This is a genomic window from uncultured Mobiluncus sp. (assembly GCF_963511525.1).
Taxonomy (GTDB): domain Bacteria; phylum Actinomycetota; class Actinomycetes; order Actinomycetales; family Actinomycetaceae; genus Mobiluncus.
This window is the reverse complement of the sequence record NZ_CAUPIY010000002.1, coordinates 66207-78312: the sequence shown is the minus strand read 5'-3', so window position 1 is coordinate 78312 and position 12106 is coordinate 66207. Positions and strand designations below refer to the sequence as shown.

The 12106-nt window shown below is 58.8% G+C and carries 8 protein-coding genes; 7 read left to right on the top strand and 1 reads right to left on the bottom strand.

The window, feature by feature from the left end:
* The first annotated feature begins 30 nt into the window (after positions 1–30).
* The 3 genes from RQ935_RS02265 to rfbB are packed head-to-tail and all read left to right on the top strand — an operon-like array spanning position 31 to position 4188.
* Entirely contained in the window at positions 31–1917 is a 1887-nt protein-coding gene (locus tag RQ935_RS02265; RefSeq protein ID WP_311497032.1) for a rhamnan synthesis F family protein, read from the top strand.
* 5 nt (positions 1918–1922) lie between these two features.
* Positions 1923–3143, top strand: coding sequence for an acyltransferase (locus tag RQ935_RS02260; protein ID WP_311497031.1), 1221 nt, complete (start codon positions 1923–1925; stop codon positions 3141–3143).
* 52 nt (positions 3144–3195) lie between these two features.
* Complete coding sequence (rfbB, locus tag RQ935_RS02255) at positions 3196–4188, top strand: dTDP-glucose 4,6-dehydratase (protein WP_311497030.1); 993 nt, start codon at positions 3196–3198, stop codon at positions 4186–4188.
* Positions 4189–4347: 159 nt separating this feature from the next.
* On the opposite strand, the gene rfbA is transcribed toward rfbB, so the two are convergent.
* Complete coding sequence (gene rfbA / locus RQ935_RS02250) at positions 4348–5211, bottom strand: glucose-1-phosphate thymidylyltransferase RfbA (protein ID WP_311497029.1); 864 nt, start codon at positions 5209–5211, stop codon at positions 4348–4350.
* 95 nt (positions 5212–5306) lie between these two features.
* Here rfbA and manA point away from each other — a divergent pair, with 95 nt between their 5' ends.
* The 4 genes from manA (at position 5307) to RQ935_RS02230 (ending at position 12101) form a co-directional block, all read left to right on the top strand.
* Positions 5307–6518, top strand: coding sequence for a mannose-6-phosphate isomerase, class I (gene manA, locus RQ935_RS02245; RefSeq protein ID WP_311497028.1), 1212 nt, complete (start codon positions 5307–5309; stop codon positions 6516–6518).
* Between the two features lie 256 nt (positions 6519–6774).
* Positions 6775–7068, top strand: a complete 294-nt coding sequence (locus RQ935_RS02240; protein WP_311497027.1) for a WhiB family transcriptional regulator — start codon at positions 6775–6777, stop codon at positions 7066–7068.
* Positions 7069–7098: 30 nt separating this feature from the next.
* Positions 7099–10431: a glycosyltransferase gene (locus RQ935_RS02235; protein WP_311497026.1), complete on the top strand. Its 3333-nt coding sequence runs from the start codon at positions 7099–7101 to the stop codon at positions 10429–10431.
* Positions 10428–12101 (top strand): DUF5719 family protein, encoded by a 1674-nt coding sequence (locus RQ935_RS02230; RefSeq protein ID WP_311497025.1) that lies wholly within the window; start codon positions 10428–10430, stop codon positions 12099–12101. The genes RQ935_RS02235 and RQ935_RS02230 overlap by 4 nt, the downstream gene beginning before the upstream one ends.
* Positions 12102–12106: the final 5 nt, after the last annotated feature.

Below are 12106 nucleotides of genomic sequence, written 5' to 3'. Positions count from 1 at the left end.
GAACCTGGAACAGGGAAAAAGGGAGACTTTGTGGCAGCACTTGCACCCAATCCGAAACGTCTGGGCATATTTTTCTTCTTTGATGCGGATGGCGTGGTAGACGATTATATAGAAACCATGCTCGCCGACATGGTGAAAAACACGGCTGAACTGTGCGTGGTGGTGAACGGCAAACTGGATTCTGCTGGGCGGGCGCGCCTGGAAAAATTTGCCGACAAACTGATTGTGCGGGAAAACGTTGGGCTTGATGCCTGGGCCTATAAAACTGCGTTAGATTCCTACGGATGGTCTCGGCTCGTGGAATTTGACGAAACGGTGCTGTTCAACGCGACCATTATGGGTCCGGTTTATCCGTTCCGGGAAATGTTTGATTCCATGGGGACGCGCGACATTGATTTTTGGGGAGTGACGTGGTTTCACGAATATCCCGAGGATCCTTTCGGGACTACCCCGGAGGGGTACATTCCCCGACATCTTCAGTCGCATTTTCACGTCTATCGCCGTTCCTTGGTCAGTGCTCCTCAATTCCAGGACTATTGGGATCATCTGCCCCCGATGTCAAGCTATTTGGATTCGGTCGGGAAACATGAGATTCCTTTTACGAAACGGTTTGAGAAATTGGGGTTCAAATCCGATGTCTATGTAAACACTGAGGATATGGAAGGTTTCACTAACCAGCCAATCCTGTTTGCCCCCAAAACTCTGATTGCGGAAAAACGCTGCCCGATTTTCAAGCGGCGCACCTTCTTTCATCCCTACGATGATGTTTTGAACCAGTCTGTCGGCAACGCGGCGGTGGAACTCTACGAATATCTGCGTGACCACACGGACTATGACACGAACCTGATTTGGAACAATGCTTTGCGTTCCATGAACATGGCGGATTTGGTGAAGAACCTAAAGCTAACCTATGTGCTGCCAACCCAGGCTCTGAACCCGCGCATTGAGACCGATGCCCGCCCGCAAAAACTTGCTTTGGTAGCGCACGTGTACTACATGGATTTGCTGGATCAAACCTTGAGATATCTGCGTTCGATGCCGGAAGGCGCGGACTTGATTATCACTGTCGGGTCTGAGGAAAAAGCTGCGCAAGTCCGCTCGGCCTGTGCTGAAATGCCCTACCACGTTGAGGTACGCCGCATTGAAAATCGCGGCCGTGACGTTTCCGCGCTGCTGGTGGGGGTTAAAGACATCATTGATAACTACGATTTGGTGTGCTTTTTCCATGATAAGAAAGTCACCCAACTCACCCCCGGTTCCATCGGTGACGGCTTCGCTTATAAGTGTTTTGAAAATCTGCTTCCCACCAGGGAATTCATCGAGAATGTGGTTAATAAATTTGCTCAGGAGCCCCGGCTGGGCATGATGTTTCCCACCGCCCCGAACCATGCGGATTATTTCCTGCCCTACAGCATCGCCTGGGGTCCGAACTTTGAAGGCACCAAGGAATTGCTTCGGGATATGGGAGTCGAGGTTCCCCTCGACCCGCACAAAGAACCTATTGCGCCCCTGGGAACCATGTTCTGGTTTCGGCCTGCCGCTCTGGCGCCGCTGTTCGCCAAAGACTGGCAGTGGGAGGATTTCCCACCCGAGCCCAATGCTATTGACGGCACCCTGTTGCACTATATTGAGCGAGGTTACGGCTATTTTGGGCAAAGCGTGGGATATTTCAACGCGTGGCTGTTTTCGGATAATTTCGCGCGCATCGAGCTGACGAACTTGAGCTACTACACCAAAGAATTCTCTTACGGGACAGCGCTGCGTTTTGGTGGCGGCTCGGCCATGGAGATGTTGAAGTCCCTGCATTCGCATAAAACCTTGAAAATGCGTTTGGCGCATTTCGCGAAAACCCGGTTACCGAAATCTTGGGTTGCTGCCCTGAAACGGGTCTATTTGCGCCGGGGTGGGGGTAAGTGAACACAGTGAGCGAAACGACCGAAAAACGCGTGGAACCACCCGAATCAAAACCTGGGGCAAAGCCAAAAAAGCGATACTTTTACCTGGATTTTATCCGGGCGCTTAGTGTCCTGGTCATCGTCCTGACCCACTTTAACAACCCTTACCTGTCCTCGGGTGGTTATCTGATTACCAACCAACCGTTCGGGGTTTATGTGGGCAGCCTGGGGGTATCCCTGTTCCTGATTATTTCCGGGACGGCACTGAGTTTTACGTATAAACGGCCTCTGGATTTTAAAAAATTCTATAAAAAGCGTTTCCTGGGGATCTATCCCATGTTTTGGATGGCTTGGGCGATAGGGACTTTGTCTCTGTTTGTGATCCATAACGGTGTTCCGCTCAACGCCGCCCCGGCTCGCACTTTCGTGTTTACGTTCTTTGCAATAGACGGCTTGGTGGCAAACTTCGGAGTGCAAACCATGTACTTGCTTGGCGAGTGGTTCCTAGGTTTTATCGTCCTTTTCTATATTGTGTTCCCGCTGCTGCTGTGGGCGGTGCAACGTTTCCCGGTGGTTACTGCCATCGCGGGTCTGGCAATCTATGCCGGCACCTGGTACTTCTTGCGCTCAACCCCGCACAGTTTTCCTAACGGGGTCATTTTGCCGCTTCGGCTTCCCGAATTGTTGTTCGGAATCTATTTCGGTTCTTTCTTTCGGGAAGGGAAAGTCCATCCGTTGCTGGTGTTCCCCGCGGCTGCCGTTTTGGGTTTGAGCACGGCTTTTCCGAATTTTGACGAGGACATCGCACTGACCTGGGTGGGGATTGCGGCTTTCATTATTCTGGCAGTGGTGTCACGTTATGTGGACTTCAACATTGTCAAGGTGCCCATCAATCTCATATCTAAGTATTCCTACGCCATCTTCCTGGTACACCACGTGGTGATTATGGAATTGTATTTTCATTTGGACTGGAAAGACTTTGTTCCTTTGCAACGTTGGATGATGCTGGCGGTCGTGTGCGTTCTGACCTATGTGCTAGCAGTAGGGCTCTATCACAGTCACGAAGTCGTGATGCGCTACGTTTTCAAAGCGTTGGAGCGCCCCCAGCGGGAAGCGGCAAATTCAGTTGAAAACGAGTCGAACCCCAAAGCTCTGGACGGACCGGAAACTGGGAACCTTGCCGCTTTGACAGACGAAGCTGTGACACAACCAACTGGAAATAATGAGACTGTCGAAAAAACAGATTAAACCCACCCTGGCCAAGGTAGGCTGGAAAGCGTCGAAATAAAGGAGGAACTTCATGCACGTTTTGGTCACCGGCGGAGCCGGTTTCATTGGCGCTAACTTTGTCCACACGACCGTGGAGGATTACCCGGATGCCACCGTGACGGTGTTGGATAAGCTGGGCTATGCCGGTAACCCGGACTCGATTGCGGGGCTGGATCGGGTGAACCTGGTGGTTGGTGACCTGGCCGACCGCGACCTGGTGGACTCCCTTGTGAAGGATGCTGACCTGGTGGTTCATTTTGCGGCCGAGTCCCATAACGACAACTCGCTGGTCGATCCGTCACCGTTTATTTATTCCAACTTGGTGGGCACCTTCCACATCCTCGAAGCCTGCCGACGCCACCACGTGCGCCTGCATCACATCTCGACCGACGAAGTCTATGGTGACCTGGCGCTAGACGACCCCCACAAGTTCACTCCCGAAACGCCCTACTGGCCCTCCTCGCCCTACTCGGCTTCAAAAGCGGGGTCCGACATGCTGGTGCGTGCCTGGGTGCGTTCTTTCGGGGTGGAAGCGACCATTTCCAACTGTTCAAACAACTACGGCCCCTACCAGCACGTGGAAAAGTTCATTCCCCGCATGATTACAAACCGCATCGACGGGGTGCGCCCGCGTCTGTACGGCGATGGCTTGAATGTGCGCGACTGGATTCATGTGCATGACCACAACACTGCCGTGTGGGCCATCATTGAGAAAGGCCGCCTGGGCGAAACCTACCTGATTGGCGCCAACGGTGAAAAGAACAACTTGGAGGTTGTGCAAACTCTGAACCGCATGATGGGATTCCCCGAGGACGACTTCGACCATGTCAAGGATCGTCCCGGCCACGATCGGCGCTACGCGATTGACAACACGAAGCTGTGTGAGGAAACTGGCTGGACTCCGCGGTTTACCTCGTTTGAGGAGGGGCTGCGCGACACTATCGAGTGGTACACCGCCCACGAGGATTGGTGGCGTCCGGCCAAGGAAGCAACTGAGGCAAAATACGCCCAGCAGGGCCACTAGACAGAGCCGCTTTAGCTATTTCGCGATTAAATCGGGGTTGCTGGTCTATATAGACCACCAACCCCGATTTAATCCCCGATTTGTTACAACACGGGGGGCTAGTGCTGTTCGCGGGTGAGGGTGCGGATTGTGCAGCCGATTTCTGACAACGCGGGGGCGCTAGGCTTCCAGCAGCCCCAGCAGGTAGTCCCCGTAGCCGGATTTGCGCAGCGGCTCGGCGCGTTCGGCCAGCTCCGCGTCGCTCAAAAATCCCCGGCGCCAAGCGGCTTCTTCGGGGCAGCCCACTTTCAGGTCTTGGCGTTTTTCTACGGTTCGCACGAAAGCGGTCGCGTCCGCCAGGGAATCAAAAGTCCCGGTATCCAGCCAGGCCGTGCCGCGTGGCAGGACCTCGACCTGCAGTTTCCCGGCTTCGAGGTAAACCCGGTTGACGTCCGTAATCTCGTATTCCCCGCGGGCGCTGGGTTTCAAATCTCGGGCAATCCCGACCACGTCATTGTCATAGAAATACAGACCCGGCACGGCATAGTTTGACTTGGGCTGCGCGGGTTTTTCTTCAATAGAGATCGCGCGGAAGTTTTCGTCGAACTCGACCACGCCGTAAGCCTTGGGATTGTGCACGTGGTAGGCAAACACCGCACCACCATCAATCCCCTTGAAACGCTGCAACTGGTCGCCCATACCTGGACCGTAGAAAATGTTGTCGCCCAGCACCAGGGCGGCTTCTTCCGAACCGATGAAGTCCGCTCCCAGCACGAACGCCTGGGCTAGGCCGTTGGGCACCTCTTGCACCCGATATTCCAGGTGAATCCCGAACTGGGAGCCGTCGCCAAGCAGACGGTGGAAAGATGGGGCATCGTGCGGGGTGGTGATGACCAGGATGTCTCGGATTCCGGCCAGAATCAAGGTCGTCAAGGGGTAGTACACCATCGGCTTGTCATAGACCGGCACCAACTGTTTTGAGGTACCCAAAGTGATGGGATGCAAACGAGTGCCGGATCCGCCGGCCAAAATAATTCCACGCATGAAATCAAGCCTACCAACCAAAAGCTCCCCGAAAGCACTAATGAACGGCAAATACCCCCTAAAATTAATCCCAAGCAAACGGAAGGGGAGACGCCGTGGAACGCATCGGAGGGATTGAGAAACGTTACACCTGGGGGTCAGATACGGCTATCCAGGAGCGCTTTGGCATCGGTACGCCCGGTCAGACGTTGGCAGAAGTGTGGTTCGGCGCCCACCAGCTGTCGCCCTCGATTCTGCTCGACGCCCCGGGGCAGCCCGAGGAGGACCCCTTGACTTTGGAGGACTGGATTGCGGCCGACCCCGTGGGCACGCTGGGGGCTTCGGTGGTGGAGCGCTTCGGACCGCGCCTGCCCTATCTGATGAAGTTCATCGCCCCGAAACGCCCGCTGTCCCTGCAGGTACATCCGGACAAGGAACGTGCCGAAGCCCGCTACAAAGCCGAGGAACTGGCGGGTATTCCGCTCGATTCCCCGCAGCGGCTGTACAAGGATCCCAACTATAAACCCGAACTCATCTATGCGATTACGAAGTTCGAGGCGTTGGCAGGGTTTCGGGCGCCCCGGCGCATCATTGAGATTTTCGCTGACTTGGATACCGAGTTGGCGGTGCAAATCGTGTCCATGCTGCGGGATAATACGGCCCCTGAGGGCATCCGCACGGTGGTGGATCGCCTTTTGTCTCCGCATACGACCCCACAAGCGGCGCAGGTCGAGGCCACGGTGGCGGCGATGACGGACCGTCTGCAGGCCGGAACCTCGCCTTCCGTGCGGGTGGACCGTACTGTGATGGGCTTGGCGCGTTCCTATCCGGGGGATGCCGGGGCAGTAGTGGCAGCGATGTTGAACCCGGTGACGTTGCGGCCGGGGGAAGTGCTGTTCACACCCCCCGGCGGGATCCACGCTTATCTGTCCGGGTTGGGGGTCGAGGTGATGGCCAGCTCGGATAATGTGTTGCGGGCGGGACTCACTGAAAAACACGTGGATTGCCAGGAGCTGTTGAACTGCCTGGATTATGTCGCCGCCCCGCCGGTGCGCATTGCCCCGGAGTGGGTTACGGAGTCGACCCAAGTGTTCTATGCCCCGGTGGACGATTTCGAGTTTTCCGTGACCCGCCTGGACGGGCGGGAACTGGCGCTGCCCGGTCACGGCGGCCGGCTAATACTTTGCCTCGAAGGCACTCCGACCTTGCGTGATGGAGCGACTGCCGGTTTGGTGTTGCATCCGGGAGAAGTCGTGTTTGTGCGGGCGGATAAGGTTCCGGTTTATGCCTCGGGGACCGGGGTCGTGCTCCAGGCCGACATCCCCTGAGGCGAGTTAGCAATTAGTCCTAAATCCGCTTTTGTGGCAAACGTTCCACGGGCGTGTCGAGCCTATGTGACATATCTCACATTTGCGTTCGAGCTGTGCAATTGGTGGATTTTCGCATACCTGAGCCAAACTCGGCGCCTGAAACCACTTGAACTAATGAATCACACGCGTGTAACTTAGAGGTAACGCTTTTGGTGTCCCTGAGACGCGGCGCCAAATTTACAAAAGTTGTCAGAGCGAATGAGGTGAAGGGTCCTTGTGGAATCTGTTTGGTGAAGGCGAACTTGATTTCGCTGATTCAACCCCAGAGATTGACGAAATTCTCAACGGACCGCTGGCCTGGCAGGCTCAGGCGCTGTGTGCCCAAACCGACCCGGAGGCCTTTTTCCCGGAAAAGGGCGGTTCGACCCGCGAAGCGAAGAACGTCTGCGCCCGCTGCGAGGTCAAGGATGAGTGCCTGCAATACGCGCTGGAAAACGATGAACGCTTTGGGATTTGGGGTGGCTTGTCGGAGCGGGAACGCCGTCGTTTGAAGCGTCGCGCGTCCTAACCCAATTGAGGACGTAATATCCTTAACCCTGTGCGCACTGCAGTTACCGCCCTCATCGTCACTTCCGGGGAGACACCCTACCTGGCGGCAACTCTCATGGCGGTTTCTCGGCAAACCTTAGCTCCACAACGAGTATTTGTCATCGACGTTTCCAGCTCCGGGGTGGCACACCGCTCCGGCACGAAAGTCCTGAAAACTCCGGGAGCCCCCAACTTGGGCGAAGCGCTGCGCCAAGCCAAATCTCAGCCCGATTTCCCCACGCCGCCCCCGGACCAACCCCACGCCCTATGGATCTTGCACGATGACTCCGCCCCGGCACCCTCCTGCCTGGCAGAACAGATGCAAGTCTTGGAATCCGGCGCCTCCATCAAGGTTGTCGGCGCGAAACAGCGACTGTGGGACAAAGCCAATCAAATCGTAGAGGTCGGCATTCGCGCCACTCAATCCGGGCGGCGCTTGCAAGAGATGGACGCCGGTGAGGTTGACCAGGGACAATACGATGGTCGCGAGGACGTGCTGGGCGTGGGCACGGCGGGAATGCTGGTGGACTGGGAGACGTTCTGCCGTCTGGACGGTTTTGACCCGCACCTGGGTCCTTTCGGTGATGGTCTGGAGTTTTCCCGGCGAGTACACCTAGCAGGGTATCGGGTCGTGGTGGCGCCGCGTGCCGTGGTTTATCACAAGATGGCGGGCTACTTTGGGCTGCGCGGTCCCGACGGGGGTCGTCCCGCCCGTTCCGCCCGCAGCTTCGACCCCACCGGGCGCGACTTGGAAGCCAACGGCAAGCTGGAGTCCGATTCAAAGCGTTCCTTTACCGCCCGACGTATCGCCCAGCTGCACAACTGGATGGTGGCGGCGCCCTGGTGGCTGTTTATCTTCCTCCCGCTAATTGTTTTGGTGCTCGGCCTGCTGCGGTTTTTCTGGCGTATCGTCACGAAAGAGCCCAAGCTCGCGGCGGGAGAACTGAAATCGACCCTGGTGACGGTGTTCCGGCCTTTTGCCGCGTGGAAATCCCGACTGCGGCGGGTGCGTCAAAGCAAGTTGAGTCCCCGTACTTTGCGGCCCCTCCAGGTGAAATCTTCCCAAATCCGCCAAGCCAAAACCACGGCTCGGCGCGTCGCCAAAGACCAGCGCCGTCCCCAAATCCCGGATGCGACAGCGCGGCGCAACTTTTATACCGAAAAGTCTGTGGATCGCACTCTCGTCTGGATTGTCGCTGCCGCCCTGACCCTGGTAGGGCTGTTGGGCTGGCGCTTTGCCATCGGCGGGGTGTCCGGCGGGGCGCTGGCGAACCTGCCGGTGAGCAACCGGGACTTTTGGACTGACCTGATTTCTGGGTGGATTCCCGCCGGTTTGGGCTACGGTTCGGCTGTCGGGGCGATGGACCCCCTGGGTCTGGAAGTGGCGAGCCTGGGACAAATCGCGGGTTTCGTAGGGATAAAAGGGTCGGTGGTGCTGGCGGTTTTGCTGTTCGCGACCCTGCCGCTGGCTTGGCTCAGCGCATGGTGGGCCACCGGGGTTCTCACCGATTCCCGCACGCTGCGCGCCCTGGCTGCCCTGTCCTGGACTTTCAGTCCTAACCTGCTGGTCAGTATGGGTTTGGGTCAGCTGCCGGTGTGGGTTTTGGCAGTGAGTGTGCCCCTTTTTGTCGGTTCACTAGCCCGGGGCGCCGGGATGCCGGTGTCCCGCATCGTGATGGGAGAAATCGAACCGGTCACGGTCAGCGTGCATTCCGCCGCGATTATCCAGGTCGGTATCGCCGCCCTCACCGGTTTCCTGGTGGTGAGCGCGGCCGTGATCATGGTCATTCCGGTGGTATTCCTGGTGTTGATAGCAATGCTGAAAGGGGTCGCTAACCCCCTTTTTACCACGTCGCAAACAGAGACTTCAGACCCGGTTCGCAGCCACATCCCGGCTCGGCTGCGCCTGAAAGCCGTCCACGCCCTGATTGTGCTGGCGCCGGCCGTTTTGTTGGCCGTGCCCACGGTGGTGCGCACAGTTGGTTCGCCTGCCCAATGGCCGCTGTGGCTGTCCACCCTGTCGGTGCCGCTGCCCGTCTCGAGGCCGAACTGGTGGGATTTGCTCACCGCTTGGCCGCTTGACGTGGCGGCGACGTCCCTGCCTCTTGCCCTGCCCGGCTGGCAGGTTCTCGCTTTCCTGCCCTTGGGACTGCTGTTGCTCACCGTGGTGGCCGGGGTCATCATTCCAAGCCATTCCACTGGGGCTCACTGGAGCCTGCTGTTCGCGCTGGGGGGGTTGGCGACGGCGTGGTTGGCCAGTTCCACCCCGGTTTCCGTCTCTGGAGCCAACGTTGTGTGTGCCTGGGCCGGGCCGGGATTGGCGGTGTTTCACGCGGGATTGATTACCTCCGCCCTGTTCTCGGTGGGGCGTCTGCAGTTGACGATTCCGGCCGAAATCGCCAACTGGAGCAATCGCACTGTTCAGGCTGTGGTGGCCGCGGCGGTGCTGATTCCTGTTTTGGGAGCGACCCCGATGCTGGTAAACCAGCTTGCTACCCCCGCCGCGTCCGGTTTCAATGCTTTGGAAACGTTTCGGGACGTGAGCCTCCCCGCTACAGTTGCCCAAGGCCAGTCTTCCCCGCGCCACCTGCGGGCTCTGAACCTGGAGGTCGCCAGTGCCCCCAACCAATCCACCCTGGTGACGGCCGGTCTATGGCGGGACTGGCGGCACACGACTTTTGAGGCTTCCCCCTACCTGAAACTGAAAAATTACCGCAACGTGACCGGTTCGCGCACTCCCGATGCAGCCGACGCGGCGCTGCAGGCCACGGTGGCAGCGGTGCTGGGAGGCTCCACCCCGAAGCTGGGAGAACAACTCGCCCAGTTGGATGTGAACTTCATCATCGTGCCCCGCAGCAAGGACGCCGCGACCACCTCCCTGGTCAACACGTTAGACTCGGCCGCGCCGTTGGAACGGATTACCACCACGGAGGCCGGTACGGTGTGGCGCCTGGCCGATTCCGCCGCGGTCAGCGTGGCTCGGGTCGCCCCGGCCCAGTGGAAAGGGGGACATCCCTCTTGGCCGACCGGCGAAGTCAGGGCACAGGCCCTCGATGTGCGAGGCGGGAAGGCACAAGTCGGGGCCGGACCGGCGGGCCGTCTGCTGGCGTTGAGTGAACGAGCTGATAGCAGCTTTACGGTGCGGTTCAACGGTAAAATCATTGACCCGGTGGAAACGGGTCAATGGAATGCGCTCTATCAGCTGCCCCCCAATCCCGGTACTGTGTCCATCACCTATGCCTATCTTCCTTACCAGTTGTGGGGTGCGGTGCTGCTGCTGTCCCTGCTGATTGCTCTGGCTGCAGCCCTACCGCTGCGTCGGGTGTCGGAGGTGAGATTGTGAAACCGCAAACCGCTCAGGATTCGCGCGAGGATTCGCGCCAGGATACGGAGCCGCAAAAGGTTCCGTCGGCTGGTTCTCGTTACACGACGGTCAACCGTTGGGATGGGGTGCGCTGGTTCCTGGCAACCCTGCTGGTCGTGGCCGTGGCGGGCCTGGTGGTTGCCGTTGGTCTGACCCGGCCGGCAGCCGCTCAGAAGCCTCACTACGGCGAGCCCGTGCCGGTCCCTCCCGGCCAGATCACCCTGGCTTGTCCCCAGGTGCCGCCTACGGTGAACCCAGCGGCGGTTGACGGGGCCGGAAATCCGTTGGCGCCGCCCAAAATTGCGGGGTCAATGACCTCCACCGTTTTGGCTCGCACCGCGCGGGTCCCGGAAAAGGCGGTGTATCAGCCCTTGGGTTCGCGAGGCCGCGCCCCGCAGTCCGCCGCACCGACTTCGGAGGAAACGACCCCAGGAAAAACGAACTCGCACCGGGCCGGGGACACGAACCCCGCGACAGACGACACCGAAGAAGTGGCGCCACCCCCGGAAAATCCCCAGAACGACCTGGAGCTGACCCCGAAATCCGCCATGCTTTACGGCAGTTTTTCCACTCCGGTCAGTGGTTTTCTCACCGCCCAGCCGTGGGACGGTAAAGTCGCCCTCGCCGGGGCGGACATCGAACAATCGGTTTCCTCAGGAGACTACCGCGGCCTGGCTAGTGCGTCCTGCCAGCCGGCGCAGCTGGAATCTTGGCTGGTCGGCGGGTCGACCGAGATTGGGGAATCGAGCGTTCTGCAGCTGATGAACCCCTCGTCTAACTCGGTTGATGCCAAGGTCGAAGTGTGGGGCGACACCGGGAAACTCGATTTCCCCCGGGGGGAAAAGATCAGCGTCCCGGCCCGCCAGCTGCAAGCCATCCCTTTGGAATCCCAGGTGGGAGGGACCCAGCGCCTGGTGGTACGGGTCACCGCGAACGGAGCCGGTCTGGCCTCCTCGCTGATGACACACAGTTTACTGGGCCTGACTGCGGGGGGCGTGTCGCTGGTACACGCCTCCGCCCTGCCCAACACCACCCAGGTCATTCCCGGCGTGGCGATGGACGGGAGTCTCGGCGCGGTGCGCCTGTTGAACCCCGGCACTGATTCGGCGCGGGCCACCATCGAAGTTGTCAACGAAAATGGCCGTTTCCCGCTACCGGGAGGCAAAGACCTAGATCTGGATCCCGGCGCGGTGCTGGATTTCACGCTGGGTGGCTTACAGCCTGGCAATTACGCAGTCATCGTCAACGCCACCCAGCCCGTGGCAGCCGGGGCGGTGGTCTATCGGCAAGGCTCGGTTTCCCCTACTGACTCGGACAAATTTGTGCGTGACCTGGCGTGGCTGCCCGCTCTTTCTACCGGCGGAGGAGTGGTGATGGGGCCCGCCGCGACGCAGCGCCAACTGCTGGTGACGAACCTTAACGCCGAAAATCGGGAATACCGGATCGACGGAGCCACCCACGTCGTCAACGCGACGACGACCGTGGTCGTGCCCCTTAAAGACGAAACTCCCCAGTTGATAGAGGCCCCTGACCTGTATGTAACCCAGGTGGTCACCACCAATTTGGGGGACGGTGACGGGATTGACGCCCTGGAGCCGATTCCAGACCTATCTGTGTCCAGCCAAATCTACGTCCACCTCACCAGCTGACGCCG